Annotated in this window: 16 protein-coding genes; 7 read left to right on the forward strand and 9 right to left on the reverse strand. The window is 72.7% G+C overall.

Annotation, left to right across the window (positions count from 1 at the left end; all coding sequences use genetic code 11):
- Genes CLV43_RS24640 through CLV43_RS24650 form a run of 3 tightly spaced genes read right to left on the reverse strand, consistent with a single transcriptional unit; the run spans window position 1 to window position 2,400 of the window.
- Window positions 1–747 (reverse strand): ABC transporter permease, encoded by a 747-nt coding sequence (locus tag CLV43_RS24640; protein ID WP_106189632.1) that lies wholly within the window; start codon window positions 745–747, stop codon window positions 1–3.
- Window positions 744–1,742 (reverse strand): ABC transporter ATP-binding protein, encoded by a 999-nt coding sequence (locus tag CLV43_RS24645; protein ID WP_106189633.1) that lies wholly within the window; start codon window positions 1,740–1,742, stop codon window positions 744–746. The genes CLV43_RS24640 and CLV43_RS24645 overlap by 4 nt, the downstream gene beginning before the upstream one ends.
- The gene (locus tag CLV43_RS24650) at window positions 1,735–2,400 is read right to left on the reverse strand and encodes an ABC transporter permease (protein WP_211304530.1); all 666 of its coding nucleotides are present in this window, start codon (window positions 2,398–2,400) and stop codon (window positions 1,735–1,737) included. The genes CLV43_RS24645 and CLV43_RS24650 overlap by 8 nt, the downstream gene beginning before the upstream one ends.
- 111 nt (window positions 2,401–2,511) lie before the next feature.
- On the opposite strand from CLV43_RS24650, the gene CLV43_RS24655 reads away from it, so the two are divergent.
- Window positions 2,512–3,363, forward strand: coding sequence for an IclR family transcriptional regulator (locus CLV43_RS24655; RefSeq protein WP_106189634.1), 852 nt, complete (start codon window positions 2,512–2,514; stop codon window positions 3,361–3,363).
- 7 nt (window positions 3,364–3,370) lie between these two features.
- Here the strand turns inward: CLV43_RS24655 and pcp are convergent, their stop codons facing one another.
- The gene (pcp, locus tag CLV43_RS24660; protein ID WP_106189635.1) at window positions 3,371–4,021 is read right to left on the reverse strand and encodes a pyroglutamyl-peptidase I; all 651 of its coding nucleotides are present in this window, start codon (window positions 4,019–4,021) and stop codon (window positions 3,371–3,373) included.
- Window positions 4,022–4,098: 77 nt separating this feature from the next.
- On the opposite strand from pcp, the gene CLV43_RS49405 reads away from it, so the two are divergent.
- From CLV43_RS49405 to CLV43_RS24675, 3 genes are all read left to right on the forward strand, one after another.
- Complete coding sequence (locus CLV43_RS49405; RefSeq protein ID WP_106189636.1) at window positions 4,099–4,641, forward strand: ABATE domain-containing protein; 543 nt, start codon at window positions 4,099–4,101, stop codon at window positions 4,639–4,641.
- Window positions 4,642–4,838: 197 nt separating this feature from the next.
- A complete protein-coding gene (locus CLV43_RS24670) occupies window positions 4,839–6,020 on the forward strand; it encodes an FAD-dependent oxidoreductase (protein ID WP_106189637.1) in 1,182 nt (393 codons plus the stop codon).
- A gap of 110 nt (window positions 6,021–6,130) precedes the next feature.
- Window positions 6,131–7,051: a LysR family transcriptional regulator gene (locus CLV43_RS24675; protein ID WP_106189638.1), complete on the forward strand. Its 921-nt coding sequence runs from the start codon at window positions 6,131–6,133 to the stop codon at window positions 7,049–7,051.
- A gap of 9 nt (window positions 7,052–7,060) precedes the next feature.
- Here the strand turns inward: CLV43_RS24675 and CLV43_RS24680 are convergent, their stop codons facing one another.
- From CLV43_RS24680 to CLV43_RS24690, 3 genes are read right to left on the reverse strand one after another with little or no spacing between them, the layout of a single operon-like run.
- Window positions 7,061–9,244 (reverse strand): xanthine dehydrogenase family protein molybdopterin-binding subunit, encoded by a 2,184-nt coding sequence (locus tag CLV43_RS24680; protein ID WP_106189639.1) that lies wholly within the window; start codon window positions 9,242–9,244, stop codon window positions 7,061–7,063.
- Window positions 9,241–10,218, reverse strand: coding sequence for an FAD binding domain-containing protein (locus tag CLV43_RS24685; protein ID WP_106189640.1), 978 nt, complete (start codon window positions 10,216–10,218; stop codon window positions 9,241–9,243). The genes CLV43_RS24680 and CLV43_RS24685 overlap by 4 nt, the downstream gene beginning before the upstream one ends.
- Window positions 10,218–10,679 carry a (2Fe-2S)-binding protein gene (locus CLV43_RS24690; protein ID WP_425445776.1) on the reverse strand — a complete coding sequence of 154 codons (462 nt, stop codon included), beginning with the start codon at window positions 10,677–10,679 and terminating at the stop codon, window positions 10,218–10,220. Before CLV43_RS24690 ends, CLV43_RS24685 begins: the two co-directional genes overlap by 1 nt.
- Window positions 10,680–10,939: 260 nt before the next feature.
- On the opposite strand from CLV43_RS24690, the gene CLV43_RS24695 reads away from it, so the two are divergent.
- On the forward strand, window positions 10,940–11,860 hold the full coding sequence (locus tag CLV43_RS24695) for an aminoglycoside phosphotransferase/kinase family protein (RefSeq protein ID WP_106189642.1): 921 nt from the start codon (window positions 10,940–10,942) through the stop codon (window positions 11,858–11,860).
- 1 nt (window position 11,861) lies between these two features.
- On the opposite strand, the gene CLV43_RS24700 is transcribed toward CLV43_RS24695, so the two are convergent.
- A complete protein-coding gene (locus CLV43_RS24700) occupies window positions 11,862–12,614 on the reverse strand; it encodes a DUF1963 domain-containing protein (protein ID WP_211304531.1) in 753 nt (250 codons plus the stop codon).
- 63 nt (window positions 12,615–12,677) lie between these two features.
- Between CLV43_RS24700 and CLV43_RS24705 the strand changes: the two genes are divergently transcribed.
- Window positions 12,678–13,040 carry a zinc ribbon domain-containing protein gene (locus CLV43_RS24705; RefSeq protein ID WP_245886921.1) on the forward strand — a complete coding sequence of 121 codons (363 nt, stop codon included), beginning with the start codon at window positions 12,678–12,680 and terminating at the stop codon, window positions 13,038–13,040.
- 1 nt (window position 13,041) lies between these two features.
- On the opposite strand, the gene CLV43_RS24710 is transcribed toward CLV43_RS24705, so the two are convergent.
- Window positions 13,042–13,659 (reverse strand): TetR/AcrR family transcriptional regulator, encoded by a 618-nt coding sequence (locus CLV43_RS24710; protein ID WP_106189644.1) that lies wholly within the window; start codon window positions 13,657–13,659, stop codon window positions 13,042–13,044.
- 131 nt (window positions 13,660–13,790) lie between these two features.
- Between CLV43_RS24710 and CLV43_RS24715 the strand changes: the two genes are divergently transcribed.
- A complete protein-coding gene (locus tag CLV43_RS24715) occupies window positions 13,791–15,152 on the forward strand; it encodes a carotenoid oxygenase family protein (protein ID WP_106189645.1) in 1,362 nt (453 codons plus the stop codon).
- Window positions 15,153–15,280: the final 128 nt, after the last annotated feature.

A 15,280-nucleotide genomic window follows, 5' to 3' on the forward strand; every position in this document is an offset into this window, starting at 1 on the left:
TCAGAGACCGCGGGGGCGGGTCCAGTCCTCGACCAGGCCCGCGGCCCAGTCGATGAGGACGGCGATGGCGGCGACGAGCACCGCGCCGACGAGCAGGACGGAGAACCTCTGGAGCTTCAGGCCGTTGATGATCATGTCGCCGAGACCGCCCGCGTTGATGAACGTGGCGATGGTGGCGACGCCGACGGAGAACACGAGCGCCGTCCTCAGCCCGGCCAGGATCACCGGCGAGGCCAGGGGGAGCTCGACGCGCCACAGCACCTGGCGCGGTGTCATGCCCATGCCGAGCGCCGCCTCGCGGGTGGCGGCGTCGACCTGTTCGAGGCCGGTGAGCGTGTTGCGCAGCACCGGGAGGAAGCAGTAGGCGACCAGCGAGACCAGCGCCGTGGTGAAGCCGGTCCGCCAGACGATGGCCAGCAGGATCACCACGCCGACGGCGGGCGTGGCCTGGCCGATGTTGCCGAGCGCGATGACGACCGCCTTGACGACCCGCGACCGCACCCGGTACGCCGCGATGGCGGTGGGGATGGCGAGCAGCGCGACCAGCGCCGAGGAGGTGACGGTCAGGACCAGGTGCTCCCGCGTGCGGTCGAGCAGGTAGCCCGCGTTGAGCGTGCGGGACTCGATCGAGTCGAGCCGGAGCGTGCCGACCCAGGCGAACAGGGCGACGAGCACGACGGTCACGGCGAGTGGAGTCGCGACGTGGCGCAGCAAGCGGGTGCGCTGCGGTCCGGTGTGGACGGTCATGGCGTCGACCCCGCGGCCTGCCGGGACGCGCCCAGCGCGGTGGAGATCCCGGCGTGGGTGAGGGATCCCGCCACGGCACCGGTCGCGTCGGTGACGTCGACCCGCTCGGCCCCGGTGAGCACCAGGAGGTCGAGGGCGTCGCGCAGCGAGCCGTCCGCGTCGAGCCTGGGTGCCGAACCGCCGGGTGGCTCCAGCGCCACCGTCCCGATCGGGATCAGGGCGAGCCGCATCAGGGCGGCGCCGCGGCCGATGAACCCGGCCACGTAGTCGTTGGCCGGGGCGGCCAGGATGTTCGCGGGCGTGTCGCACTGCTCGATCCGGCTGCGCTCGCCGAGCACCGCGATCCGGTCGCCGAGCCGGACCGCCTCGTCGAAGTCGTGGGTGACGAAGATGATCGTCTTGCCGATGTCGGCCTGCAGCCTCAGGAACTCCTCCTGGAGGCCCTGCCGGGTGATCGGGTCGGTCGCGCCGAACGGCTCGTCCATCAGCATCACCGGCGGGTCCGCGGCCAGCGCGCGGGCGACCCCGACGCGTTGCTGCTGACCGCCGGAGAGCTGCTTCGGGTAGCGGTGGGCGAACACGGCCGGGTCGAGCGCCACCGTGCGCAGCAGCTCGTCGACCCGCTCGGCGGTGCGCTGCTTGGTCCAGCCGAGCAGCTTCGGCACCGTGGCGATGTTCTCCGCGATGGTCATGTGCGGGAACAGCCCGATCTGCTGGATCACGTAGCCGATGTGGCGGCGCAGCTCGTGCGGGTCCAGCGACAGGACGTCCTCGCCGTCGATCGTGATCGAGCCCGAGGTCGGCTCGATGATCCGGTTGATCATCTTCATCGTGGTCGTCTTGCCGCAGCCGCTGGGGCCGACGAACATCAGCAGCTCGCCCGGTTCTACCCGCAGCGAGAAGTCCTCGACGGCGCTCTGCCGCTGGCCGGGGTAGTGCTTGGTGACGCCGTCCAGCTCGATGCCGACGCCCGCGGTGGTGGTGGGTTCAGACACGGAGGCCCCTCGGCGTGCTGTGGCGGGCGATGAGGACGAACAGGCCGTCGACGAGCAGCGCCAGCAGCACCACGCACAGCGTCCCGGTCAGGGCGAAGTTGAGGGCGTTGACCGACCCGAGCGAGGACAGCCCGCGGAAGATGTACACACCGAGGCCGGGGCCGGCGACGTAGGCCGCGATCGCCGCGATGCCGATGGTGAGCTGCGCGGCGACCCGGATGCCGGTCACGATCACCGGCCACGCCAGCGGCAGCTGCACGGAGAGCAGCACGCGCGCCGGCGTCATCCCCATGCCCTGCGCGGACTCGACGAGGTGCGAGGGGACCTCCCGCAGGCCCACGACGGTGTTGCGCACGATCGGCAGCAGCGAGTAGAAGACCAGCGCCACGATCGTCGGCGCCCACCCGAGCCCGAGGACCGGGCTCAGCAGCGCCAGCAGCGCCAGCGACGGGATCGTGATCGCGATGCCCGCCGCCGTGAGCGAGACCGCGCGGGGGACCGGGCGGTCCCAGACGAGCAGGCCGATGAGGACACCGATCGCGGTGGCCAGCGCCAGGGAGACCGCCACGGCGGCGAGGTGCTGCAACGTCAGGTCGACGACGTCCTCCCAGCGGCGGGCCAGGAAGTCGTCCAGTCGTACGAGGTGGAGTCCGGTCACGAGGTGCCCTCCTTCTCGGCCGCGTTGCCGATGGTCGAGGACGATAAGGAGGGGGTGTTCTTATGCACAACGGCCGTTGGCGATATGGCAACCACGACTTACGATGCGGCCATGGAACAGGGCGGCTCACGGCGCAACTCGGCGGGTTTGGCCAGGGACATCGAGGTCCTGGAGGCGCTCGGCCGACCGGAGGCGGTCGAGGCGGGCGGGCTCGGCGTGGTCCGCATCGCCGCCCTCACCGGACGGGACAAGGCGGTCGTGTCGCGCACGCTGGCGACCCTCGCCGACGCCGGACTGGTCGACCGCGACCCGCAGACCCTGGGCTACCGGCTCGGTTCCCGGCTCTACGCGTTGGCCGCCCGCACCGCCGAGGGCGCCCTCGCCCGGCAGGCCAGGGCGCACCTCAAGCACGTCACGGAGGTCACCAGGGAGACCGCGCACCTGTGCGTGCTGCGCGGCGGCAACGTGCTCACGCTGCTGAGCGAGCTGAGCCCCAACCAGTTCAAGACCACCGGCTGGGAGGGCGTCACCACGGCGGCCTGGTGCACGCCGTCCGGTCGGGTGCTCCTGAGCGACTGGGACCGCGAGTCGGTGGCGCTGTGGTACTCCGAGCACGGTCGCGACGAACCGGTGCTGGAACCCCAGGAGCACACCGGCGCCGTCCGCTCCGGGTTCGCGGTGCTACCCCGACCGTCCACAGCGGACTCCCCGGTCCACGACCTGGACACGCTGCTCGCCGAGCTGGCGAAGGTCCGCGACCGCGGCTACAGCACGTCCGACGAGGAGCTGGAACGCGGTGTCGTCGCGGCCTCCGCCCCGGTGCACGACTTCACCTCGCGCGTCGTGGCGTCCCTCAACGTCTCCGCGCCGAAGGAGCGCATCGGCTCCCAGCTCGACAAGCTCGGCCGCATCGTCGCCGCGGCCGCCCACGACCTGTCCGTCGCGTTGGGGCACACGGGATGACGTCGGTTCAGGTGAGGCCCACCGCGGTGTCCAGGCGCTGCTCGAGCGACTCCAGGGCGGTGGTGGCGGCGAGGGCGATGGCGCGGGTGATGGTCTCGTGCGACATCGACGGCCGCGGGCGGACCGACCCCACGGCCTGGGCGAGCTCGTAGGGGACGTGGACGAAGCCGCCGATGGCGTGGGGGCGCAGCTCCGCGAGCGCGCGCATGAGCCGGTAGAAGACGTAGTTGCAGGTGTAGGTCCCCGCGCTGTCGGACACGCGCGCCGGGATCCCGTCCTCGGCCAGCCGGGCGACGATCGGCTTGATCGGCAGGGTGCTGAAGTACGCGGCGGGTCCGTCCTCGTCGACGGGCTCGTCCACGGGGAGGTAGCCCGCGTTGTCCGGCACGCCGGGGTCCTTGACGTTGATGGCGATCCGTTCGACGGCGATGTCCGCGTTCCCGCCCGCGAGGCCGGTGCAGATCACGACGTCGGGCTGGTACCGCTCAAAGGCGTCCAGCAGCACCGCGTCCAGGCCGCGGAAGTCGACGGGCAGCTCGACGGCGTGCACGGTGCCCGGCCCGGACCAGCTGTCGCGCACGGCGCGCACCGCGTTCCACGACGGGTTCGCCTCCTCTCCACCGAACGGTTCGAAGCCGGTCAGCAAGATCGTCGCCATGTCGCTCTCCTAGTCAGCCTGGGTCCCCGAAGGCCTGTGGAGTCAATGTAACGCTAGTTGGCGTTACACTCCAGCCCATGGGTGACGAGTTCGTGGTCGACACGGGGCACACCTGGGCGGACTTCCTCGCGACCAGGACGAACGTGCACGGGTCCGCGCCCGCGGAGTGGCTCGCGACGCCGGAGGTCGCGTGGCGCTGGTTCGCCGAGGTGGGACTGGCTCCGCGTGGTGGGCCGCGGGCGGACGACCTGGTCGCGGTCCACCACGTCCGGGAGGCGTTGCGCACGGTGGTGCTGACCCGTCTGGGTTTCCCGCTGCCGCCGGGGTCGCCCGAACCGGCGTCCGCGGCGGACGTGCTGCGGCGGTTGGCCGCGTCGGTGCCGCAGGACGACCCCCTCGTGCCGCCGGACTCGTGCGCCCAGGCGCTCTCCCGGATCGTCGGCAGCTGCGCTGTGGACCTCGCGCGGCCCGTCCTGGCGTTCGCGAGCTGTGCGGAACACGTGTGCGGCAAGGTCTTCTCCGACCGCGGGGGCGCTCGTCAGCGCTACTGCGGTCCGCGCTGCGCGACCCGTGCGCGGGTCCGCTCGCACCGTGGGAGGCGCACCGCGGACAGTGGCTGAAGGTCCGGCCGCGAGGTCGTGCGCGGTGGCCGTCCTCGGCCGCTGTCGAGCGTGGAGGAGTCGAAGGTTACATCGTGCCGTAAGTGGACTGGTTGCACTTTTTAACTCGATCTGGTTTTCTGGTGTCGCAGTCGCCGCTCGGCGGCTCCGAGCCGGGACGTCCGGCGACCTCCACCCCACGACCGAAGGAACCGGCCATGAGCTCCCCAGCACCCTCGCGCGCCCGGATCAGCGTCATCGGGGCAGGCCCCGGCGGGCTGACCTGCGCCCGCATCCTGCAACGGCACGGCATCGCCGTGACCGTGTACGACCACGACACCGACCCGGCCGCACGGGACCAGGGCGGCAGCCTCGACCTGCGCGCCGAGGACGGCCAGCTGGCCCTGCGCGAAGCGGGCCTGCTCGACGGCTTCTGGAAGCTGGCGCGCCCGGAGGGCCAGGAGATGCGCCGGTGGAACGCAGCCGGGATCCTGCTCAACAGCCAGGTGCCCGAAGAGGACGACCTCTACAAGCCGGAGATCGACCGGAGCCAGCTGCGGGGCCTGCTGCTCGACTCCCTCGAACCGGGGACCGTCCACTGGGGACGGGCACTGGAGTCGGTCGGCGGTCCCCACGACGGACCACGGCTGCTGCGCTTCACCGACGGCACGACCGTGGAGACCGACCTGGTCATCGGCGCCGACGGCGCGTTCTCCAAGGTGCGCCCCGCCGTCTCGCCCGCGACCCCGCACTACAGCGGCGTGACGTTCCTGGAGGCCTGGTTCGACGACGTCGAGAACCGGCACGCCGACCTCGCCGCGATGGTCGGCCGGGGCAGCGGCGCCGCGACCGACGGCGAGCGCGCCGTGTTCTCCCAGCGCAACAGCGGCGGGCACATGCGGGTCTACCTCATCCGACGGGCACCGGTCGACTGGATCGCCGCGGCGGGCCTGGACGTCGGGGACACCGACGGCCTGCGCGCGCACCTGCTCGCCGAGTACGGCCACTGGTCGCCGGACATGCTCCGGATGATCGTCGACAACGACGGCCCCTACGTCGACCGCCCGCTGTTCGTGCTGCCCGCACCGCACACCTGGGAGCACGTGCCGACGGTGACCCTGCTCGGCGACGCGGCCCACCTCATGCCCCCGGTGGGCGTCGGCGTCAACCTGGCCATGCTCGACGCCTGCGAGCTGGCGCTCGCGCTGGCGGGCGCCACCACCGTCGACGAGGGCGTGCGCGCCTACGAGCGGACGATGCTGCCCCGGTCGACGGAGATGGCGCTGGCGCTCGACGGTGCCGCCGACTTCCTGCTCGGGATGGGGGACCACGTCGAGGGCGAGGACGAGTTCCGCGCCCTGGAGGCGAAACTGGAGCAGCGGAGCGGGCGGACCGGCTGAGACCGGTGCCGGAAGTCGTGCGGCGGCAACGCTTCCCGACTCCGGCGAGACCTCGCCGTCCGCTGTGCGACGTGGACGGTGGGGGTGCGACCCGCGGGCATACTGTGCGCATGCCGCACAGTGATCTCGGGCTGCTGCACGACCTGCGTGCCCTGTCCATCATGCTCGAGGAGCGGAACGTGACGCGGGCCGCGGGGCGGTTCCACCTGAGCCAGTCGTCGATGAGCCGGACGTTGCAGCGGTTGCGGGCGCTGTTCGGCGACGAGCTGCTGGTCCGGACCGGCGGCGAGTACGAGCTGACCCCGCGGGCGCGGGAGATGCAGCGCGAGCTCGCCCAGCTCCTGCCGCGGCTGGAACGGCTCGTCGCGGGCCAGGGCTTCGACCCCTCCACGGCGTCGGGGGTCGTGCGGATCATCGCCACGGACTACACGATCACGACCCTGGGCCCGCACCTGCTGCCCAAGCTGTTCCTGGCCGCGCCCGACCTGGAGGTCCGCGTCCAGCAACGGGACGAGGGCGCGTTCGCGGACCTCGAACGGGGCCGGGCCGACATCGCCATGTCCGTGCTCCAGCCCGCCGCCCCGCTGCGCTGGGAGCAGCTGTTCACCGACGACGTGGTCTGCGTGGTCGACCGGGACCACCCGGTGCGCGACCGGTTCGCGCTGGCCGACTACGCCGAGGCCCGCCACGTCGTCGTCACCCTGGTGCACGGCGAGCAGCCGATGATCGAGCGGTGGCTGCAGGAGTTCGGCCACAACCGGACGGCGGCCGTGCGGGTGGCGAGCTTCAGCTCGGCGTTCGCCGCCCTGCCCGGCACGACGCTGCTGACGACGATGCCGCGCAGGATGGCGGAGCGGCAGGTGGCGGCCCACCCGTGGGCGCGGCTGGTCGAGGCCCCGGAGGAGTTCGACGCCTTCCCCTACGGCATGGTGTGGCACGCGCGGCTGGAGTCCGATCCGATGCACTCCTGGCTGCGCCGCATGATCCGCGCGGCCGCGGAGGAGATGACCTCCGGCGGGCCGCGGGACTGACGGTCCGCCTCACAGCAGCTTGTCGAGCGTGATCGGCAGGTCGCGGACGCGGACGCCGGTCGCGTTGAACACGGCGTTGCCGATCGCCGCGGCCGTGGACACCAGGCCGATCTCGCCCAGGCCCTTGGCGCCGAGCTCGCTGATGTGCGGGTCCGGGCGGTCCAGCCAGTGCACGTCGATGTCCGGTGTGTCGGCGTGCACCGGGACGAGGTAGTCCGCCAGGGTCGCCGCCGCGAACCTCCCGTTCCGCTCGATCGGGTCGGACTCCAGCAGCGCGTGCCCGATGCCCCAGATGACCGAGCCCATGAGCTGGCCGCGGGTGGCCTTGGCGTTGACGACCTTCCCCACGTCGAACACCGACGTGACCCGGCTGACCCTCGGCTCGCCGGTCAGCCGGTGCACCCGCACCTCGCAGAAGTGGGCGCCGAAGCAGTGGAACCGGCACTGGGACGGGTTGTCGGGCGGTCCGGTGTCGCCGACCGCCTCGACGTGGGGCACGCCCATGGCCCGGAGCAGGGTGCCGTAGTCGACCGACCGGCCACCCGACTCGACCCGGCCCCGCCGGTAGCGCACGGTCGCGGGGTCGCGGCCGGTGAAGGGGGAGCGCGGGTTGTCCACGGCCGCCCGCACGAGCGCCGCGACGGCTGCCCGGCACGCGGCCTGCACCGCGGGCACCGTGCTCGTCGTGACGCTGGACCCGTAGGCCCCGACGCCGCCGGGCGGGAGGGTGGAGTCGCCGAGCTCGGACACGACCTCGCCGACCGGCAGGCCCAGCTCGTCGGCCCCGATCACCGCCAGCATGGTGAGTGCGCCGGTGCCGAGGTCGGACGTGGCGGAGGAGACCAGGACCCGACCGTCGTCGCGGAACCGCGCCCGCGCCGAGGCCGGCTGCCGCCAGGCAGGGTAGATCGCGCTCGCCATGCCCATGCCGACCAGCCAGTCGCCGTCGGTCCGTGACCGTGGTCGCGCCTGGCGTTTGCCCCAGCCGAACCGCTCGGCCCCGATCCGGTAGCACTCGTCGAGGTGCTTGGTGGAGAAGCGGCGGCCCTCGATCGGGTCCTCCGTCGCGTAGTTGCGCAGCCGCAGCTCCACCGGGTCCACCTCGGTCGCCACGGCCAGCTCGTCCATCGCCGTCTCCAGCGCGAACATGCCCGGTGCCTCGGCGGGTGCCCTCATCGACCAGGTGGGCGGGGTGTCCAGCGTGACCAGCCTCTGGTCGATCCGGATGTTCGGCGTGCGGTAGGTGACGGCCGACGTGTCGCGGCCGGGCAGCATCCGCCAGCCACCGGCCGCGGGCAGCTCCCCGTCGGTGTCGTGGGCGAGCGCGAGGAGCGTCCCGTCGGTCCTGGCGCCGAGCCGGATCGTCTGCCGGACGGCCGCCCGGTGTCCGATGGCGGTGAACACCTGCTCCCGGCTCAGCACCAGCTTGACCGGGCGGCCGAGCGCGCGGGCGGCGGCGGCGCAGAGCAGCGCCTCGTTCCACACCGGTGAGCGCTGGCCGAAACCGCCGCCGGTGTAGCGGCAGATGACCCGGACCTTGGTCGCGTCGACACCGAGCCGGGACGCGATCGTCGCGGCGGCCTGCTGCGGTGCCTGCGCCCCCATGTAGACGGTGAGCTGGTCGTCCACCCACACCGAGGTCGTGCCGTGGGGCTCCATCGCGATGTGGTGCTGGGCGTTCTGGGAGACCGTGGTGGTGACGGTGACCGGGCTCGACGCCAGCGCGGCCTCGATGGACGCCACGTCCGGTGCGAGCTTCTGCAGGACGCCGGTCGACGCACCGGGGCCCGCGTCGGCCAACGAGGTCCGCGCCGGGGCGACCGCGTAGTCGGCGGTGACCAGCGCGGCCGCGTCCCTGGCGTGCTCGGCGGTGTCGGCCACGACCACGCCGATCACCTGGCCGCGGAACCGCACGGACGTGTCCTGCAACGCGCTGTAGTTCTCCCCGCTCTGCTGGGGCCCCGGAGGGTTGAGCGGGAGCGGGCGGAACGGCGTGAACACGGCGACGACGCCCGGCGCGGCCTCGGCGCGCGACACGTCCATGGCGCGGACGGTCCCCTTGCCGACGGTGGCCTGGACGAGGTAGCCGTGGAGCAGGCCCTCGGGGCGGTGGTCCGCGGCGTACCGGGCGCCGCCGGTGACCTTGAGGGGGCCGTCGACGCGGTCGGTCTCGCGTCCGATGGGGGAGGTCATCTGGTCTGCTCCAGTTCCAGCAGTGCGCGGATCAGCGTGCGTTTCATCAGTTCGGGCTTGAAGGCGTTGTGCCGCAACGGCCGCGCTCCGTCCACGGCCTTGGCCGCGGCCGCGGTGTAGGTGGCCTCGGTGGCGCGCTGCCCGGCCAGGGCCTTCTCGACCGCGGGCAGCCGCCACGGCCGGGTGCCCATGCCGCCGACCGCCACGCGCGCTTCGCGGATGACGTCGCCGTCGCGGCGCACCACCACCGCCGCGGACGCGAGGGCGAACTCGAACGACTGCCGGTCGCGGACCTTCAGGTAGGTCGAGCGGGACGCCCGGTCGAGCCGGGGGACGAGGACGTCGGTGACCAGCTCACCGGGGCGCAGGTCGTGCTCGAGGTGGGGTGTTCCGCCGGGGAGCAGGTAGAAGTCGGCCAGGTCGACGGTGCGCACGCCGTCCGCGCCGGTCAGGCGCACCTTCGCGTCGAGCGCGACCAGCGCCACGGCCAGGTCGCTGGGGTGGGTGGCCACGCAGGAGTCGCTGGTGCCCAGCACGGCGTGCATCCGGTTCTCGCCCTCGACCGCCGGGCACCCGCTGCCCGGCTGCCGCTTGTTGCACGGCGTGGTTACGTCGCGGAAGTAGCCGCACCGCGTGCGCTGCAACAGGTTCCCGCCGATGCTGGCCATGTTGCGCAGCTGCCCGGACGCGCTCAGCTCCAGCGCCCGGCTCAGCAGCGGGTGACCGTGGCGCACCCGCGGGTCGGCCGCGACGTCGCTCATCCGCTCCAGCGCCCCGATCCGCAGCACGCCACCGGTCGTGTCGACCCCGCGCAGCGGGAGGCGGTTGATGTCGAGGACGCGGCCGGGGGTCATGACCTCCAGCTTCATCAGGTCCACGAGCGTGGTCCCACCCGCCAGGAAGGCGGTGCCGGAACCGGAGCGCCGGACGGCCTCGTCGACGCTGCGGGGCCGTTCGAAGGTGTACTCGCGCATCAGCGGATCTCCGCCCGCGCCTGGCGGATCGCGGCCAGGATGCCGGGGTACGCGCTGCACCGGCAGATGTTGCCGGACATCCGCTCGCGGATCTCCGCGTCCGTGTCCGCGCCGCCTTCCTGGATGACCGCGGCCGCGGACATGATCTGCCCGGACGTGCAGAACCCGCACTGGAGTCCGTCGTGCTCGACGAACGCCCGCTGGAGCGGGTGCGGCCGGTCGCCGTCGGCCATCCCCTCGATCGTCCTCACGGTCGCGCCGTCCAGCGTCGCCAGCAGCGTCAGGCAGGAGACGACCCGCCGCCCGTCGACGTGCACGGTGCACGCGCCGCACTGGCCGCGGTCGCACCCCTTCTTGGTACCGGTCAAGTCCAGCCGGTCCCGCAACGCGTCCAGGAGCGTCACGCGCGGGTCCTCGGTGAGCGACGTGTCCGCGCCGTTGACCGTCATGCGCACGGTCACGTCCCCGGAGGCGGCCTGGGCCGCGGCGCTCCCACCGCTCAACGGGACGGCGGCGGCCGCGGCCGTGGTGCCGACCAGGCCGAGCAGGCCGCGCCTGGTGATGCCTTCGTACTGCGTCATGCGACCCAGCGTCCTGGGCCGTCCGGAGGGGTGCCAACGCAAGTTGCGGATGATCCACATGCGCCCGGCGCATGGCTGGTGGACCACTCGGACAAGTGGTCCACAATGGATCCGGTGCCTCGTCTGGCACAGTCGTCCCCGTGTCGCTGAACGACTTGCCCGACTGGCTGCCCGCCTGGTGCTCGGAGCACCTGGGGGCCGAGCCGGTCGCCGTGCTGTTCGAGGCGCGGTCGATCTCGGCCGTGTTCGGGCTGCGGCTGGACGATGGGCGTGACGTCGTGGTGAAGGCGCGCGAGGACGACGGCCGGGCCGCGTCGTGCGTCACCGCGCAGACCCTGTTGGCACGGCGGGGTTTCCCGTGCGCGCTGCCCTTGACGCCCGCGGTCGGGGTGGGCGCGCTGGCCGTGCACGCCGAGGAGTCCCTGCCCGGCGGCGAGGTGCTGGGCGGCGACTCGCCGGAGGTCGCCGTCCGCTACGCGGCGGTGTTCGCCCGGCTGATGGCGGCCCTGGTCGACGTGGCCGTCGCGTCGCCGCTGCCGAACCCGCGGTGGGCGCGGTGGGACCACGACGACTCCGGGCCGTGGCCCGCGATCGGGTTCCTCGACGAGCGGGACCAGAGCGGCGTGCCCGCGTTCGTCGTCGACACGGCGGACCGGGTGCGGCGGCGGTTGCTGGCCACCGACCTGCCGCGCGTGCTGGGCCACGCCGACTTCGAGGCGCAGAACCTGCGCTGGCGCGACGGCCGGGTGTGGGCCGTGCACGACTGGGACAGCCTGGCCTGGCAACCGGAAGCCGCACTCGTGGGCGCCGCGAGCGCCGCGTTCGCCAACGCCTCACCGCCGAGCCTGGCCCCCGTCGACAGCTCCGCCGCGTTCCTGGCCGCGTACCAGGACCTCCGCGGGCGGCGGTTCACCGCGGACGAGGTCGAGGTCGCCTGGGCGGCTGGCCTGTGGACGGCCGCGCACAACGCCCGCTGGGAGGTGCTGCACGACGACCCGCCGGTGTCGGTGGAGGCCGTCCGGGCGCAAGCCGCCGAACGGCTCCGCCGGGCGGGCGCATAGCTCAGCACTGCTGGTCGACCTCCAGGGCCGACCAGTTGCCCGCGGCGATGTCCTCGCGCGTGCCGACGACGAGGTTGAGCGTGAACAGGTCGTGGTCGACGCCGTTGCCCGAGATCTGGGCCAGCAGCACCAGCCCGTCCTGGTCGGGCGGGACCTGCCACTGGTCGGAGAACCCGCCGACCTGCGCGACGGCGTGCGGCCGCGGCCCGTCGTGGACGCTGTCGACGACGGCCTGGACGAAGGCCTCCACCCCGTCGGCCGAGCCGCTCTCCCGCGACGCCGTCGTGGCGGGGGCGGTGTACCAGTCGTGGTCGATGGTCAACGAGGGCACGGGGTACAGCGGCTGCGGCTCGTAGGTCTCGACGTCCTCCGGGTCTTCGGGCCCGCGTTCGGAGGTCGGCACGTCGGCGGGGACGTGCAGGACGACGGCGTCCTCCGGCTCGTAGCGGAAGTCGGTGAAGAACAACAGGTTCCCGGTGGACGGCAGGTCGAGGTCGACCCAGTCGCGGGGGAGGGCCGCGCAGTCCACGGACAGCACGAAGGGGCCCGCGCCCTCCGGCCACCCGACGTCCTCGGGCAGCGCGGGCAGCCCACCCGTGCGCGCGGCGGGCGTCCGGCTCCCCTCGGGCAGGTTCTCCTGGGCGACGAGGAGGACGCAGGGCCGCAGCAGCCCGGTCAGCTCCCGCGCCACGTCGGCCGGGACGCCGTGCTCCTCGGCCAGCTCCGCCACGGTGTGATCGTCGATGAACGCCATTCCGCCGATCGTGCCACGGGGCACCGACAGCGCGGCGAGAGGTGTGCGTAGGCTCGTCACCACGTGCGGAAACGCCGCGCGACCAGCAACGACGTCCAAGGGCGGCACGGGGTCCGGACGAGTCGATCGGAGTGCGACGTGGTGATCTTCGGCTTTCGGACCAAGGTCTTCGTCCTGGCGGTGCTGACCCTGCTCTGCCCGAGGTGCGGCAACCCCGCTGCGCACCCCGTGCACCGGGCGGTCACGAAGTTCACGCTGTTCTTCGTCCCGCTGTTCCCGATCAGGGTCAAGTACTCCACGCAGTGCACCTTCTGCGGGCTCGCCGGCGGCCTGTCCAAGGAGCAGGCGACCGGGATGGTCCAGCAGGCGCAGGGAGCGCCCCAGGGGTACGGCACGCCCCAGCAGCAGTACCCGCCGCGGGTGTGACTCAGGCGGGTCGAGGCGGCTCCACGATCCGCACGATCCGGCTGGTGACCTCGCGGACGGCCAGGCCCAGCTCTGGCCACGGGAACCCGGTCATGGTGGTCTTCGTCATGACCAGCCCGTTGAGCGCGGCCAGCAGGTAGGCGCCGTCCTCGGCCGGGTCCGCGCTGGCCGACCGGCCTGCGCGGACGCACTCCCTGATCGTCGCGACGAGAGCGTCGAAGGACCGGTAGCCCGCGGCGTCGGACGCGCTGTCGATCCTGGTGAACATGAGCCGGTGCCGACCGGGGAACTCGACACCCCAGGTCACTATTCTCTCGGATCGCACGAAAAGGCCGAGGACGGGGTCGGAAATACCGGCCGCCGCCGTGTCGCAGGCCTCGAGCAGCTGTTCGAAGGCGAGGTTGCGCAGCTCGCCGCGCAGATGCGTGACGTCGCGGAAGTGCCCGTACAGCGAGGGGGCCGTGATGCCCACCCGCGCGGCGACCGCGCGCAGCGTCACGGCCTCGATCGTGCCCTCCTGCTGCAGGATCCCGAACGCCGCGACCAGGACTTCCTCGCGGAGCCTTCCGCCCTCGCCGGGCTTGTTGCGCCGACGCTGGGGCTTGTCCCGACCGCTCATCGCGCGAACTATACGGCCGTTTAGGCGGTACGGCAAACCGTCGGGTCGCAGTGCTGCGGAATGGGATCTATACAGGCGTTTAGTAGCGCGCTATGGTCGGGCGGTCACCCCATCCGAGAAGGAGTTCCACCATGACCGCCGACGTCGCACCCGCCTACTTCAGCGGCGAGTTCGCCCCCGTTCCGGACGAGATCGAGGCCCACGACCTGGAGGTGACCGGCACGCTGCCCGACGAGCTGGCCGGGCGCTACTTCCGCAACGGCGCCAACCCGCTGCCGGGCACGGACCCCGGCCACAACTTCCTCGGGCAGGGCATGCTGCACGGCGTCCGGATCGCCGGAGGGCGGGCGGAGTGGTACCGCAACCGGTGGGTGCACACGCCGCTGGTGGACGGCGCGCGGCCGGACCGGACCGACCTGATGAGCGCGCTGACGTGCACCACGTCCAACACCAGCGTCCTGCACCACGCGGGCAGGATCCTGTCGCTGGTGGAGAACGGCCTGCCGTGGGAGGTCACCGAGGACCTCGACACCGTCGGCCCGGTGGACTTCGGCGGGAAGCTGCGCACCGCGATGACCGCGCACCCGAAGGTCGACCCGCTGACCGGCGACCTGCACCTGTTCGGCGTCGGGCTGCGGCCGCCGTTCCTGACCTACCACCGCGTCACGGCCGCAGGTGAGCTCGTGCGGAGCACGGAGGTCACCGTGCCGGGGCCGACGATGATGCACGACTTCGCGATCACCGAGCACCACGTCGTCTGGCTCGACCTGCCCGTGGTGTTCGACCTCGACCTCCGCACCCGGCCGGGCATGCCCTTCCGCTGGTCGGACACCCACGGCGCGCGGATCGGCGTCATGCCCCGCGACGGCGGCGACGCGGACGTGAGGTGGATCGACGTCGAGCCGGGCTACGCCTTCCACGTGGCCAACGCGAAGGAGACCGCGCCGGGTCGGATCGTGCTCGAAGGCGTCCGCTACACCCCCACCACGTTCGACCGGATCTGGACCGGCCTCGGCGGCGAGCCCTCGCGCTCCCTGGCCACGAGCGGCACCGGCGCCAACCTGTACCGGTGGACGCTCGACGTCGCGGCGGGAACGGTGAGCGAGGGCGCGGTCGACGACCTCGACGTCGAGTTCCCCACCATCGACGACAACCGCACCGGCCTGCCCAGCGACCACGTCTACGCCGTCACCGCCCCGCTGCTGACCGACCGGCCCGCCATCGTCAAGTACGACACCGCCTCCGGCACCCGCGACTCCTGGCACCTCGACCCGTCCTGGCTCCCCGGCGAAGCCGAGTTCGTCCCCGCCGCGGGCGCCACCCGCGAGGACGACGGCTGGCTCCTCTCCATCACCACCCACAAAACCGCCGACACCGCCGCCCTCGTCGTCCTCGCCGCCGACAACCTCTCCGCCGGCCCCGTCGCCACCGTCCACCTGCCCCGCCGGGTCCCGCTCGGTTTCCACGGCAACTGGATCCAGGACGCCGAGTAGCGGGCGGAGTGACCTGTGCCGTGCTGAGGCGCAGGGGTTGCCGCGGGAGTCGGGGGCCGAAAGTGTTGTCCCGCAGGGCTGTTGGGGGGACAAGCCGTCACCGGTGACCTCGTCCGTGTTATCAGGTA

The sequence above is a fragment of the Umezawaea tangerina genome (genome assembly GCF_003002815.1).
Taxonomy (GTDB): Bacteria; Actinomycetota; Actinomycetes; order Mycobacteriales; family Pseudonocardiaceae; genus Umezawaea; species Umezawaea tangerina.

Bases quoted from the DNA above. Each gene is read 5' to 3' on its own strand.
- CLV43_RS24640 (WP_106189632.1), bottom strand. From the start codon at position 747: ATGACCGTCCACACCGGACCGCAGCGCACCCGCTTGCTGCGCCACGTC.
- CLV43_RS24655 (WP_106189634.1), top strand. From the start codon at position 2,512: ATGGAACAGGGCGGCTCACGGCGCAACTCGGCGGGTTTGGCCAGGGAC.
- pcp (WP_106189635.1), bottom strand. From the start codon at position 4,021: ATGGCGACGATCTTGCTGACCGGCTTCGAACCGTTCGGTGGAGAGGAG.
- CLV43_RS49405 (WP_106189636.1), top strand. From the start codon at position 4,099: ATGGGTGACGAGTTCGTGGTCGACACGGGGCACACCTGGGCGGACTTC.
- CLV43_RS24670 (WP_106189637.1), top strand. From the start codon at position 4,839: ATGAGCTCCCCAGCACCCTCGCGCGCCCGGATCAGCGTCATCGGGGCA.
- CLV43_RS24675 (WP_106189638.1), top strand. From the start codon at position 6,131: ATGCCGCACAGTGATCTCGGGCTGCTGCACGACCTGCGTGCCCTGTCC.
- CLV43_RS24680 (WP_106189639.1), bottom strand. From the start codon at position 9,244: ATGACCTCCCCCATCGGACGCGAGACCGACCGCGTCGACGGCCCCCTC.
- CLV43_RS24685 (WP_106189640.1), bottom strand. From the start codon at position 10,218: ATGCGCGAGTACACCTTCGAACGGCCCCGCAGCGTCGACGAGGCCGTC.
- CLV43_RS24700 (WP_211304531.1), bottom strand. From the start codon at position 12,614: ATGGCGTTCATCGACGATCACACCGTGGCGGAGCTGGCCGAGGAGCAC.
- CLV43_RS24710 (WP_106189644.1), bottom strand. From the start codon at position 13,659: ATGAGCGGTCGGGACAAGCCCCAGCGTCGGCGCAACAAGCCCGGCGAG.
- CLV43_RS24715 (WP_106189645.1), top strand. From the start codon at position 13,791: ATGACCGCCGACGTCGCACCCGCCTACTTCAGCGGCGAGTTCGCCCCC.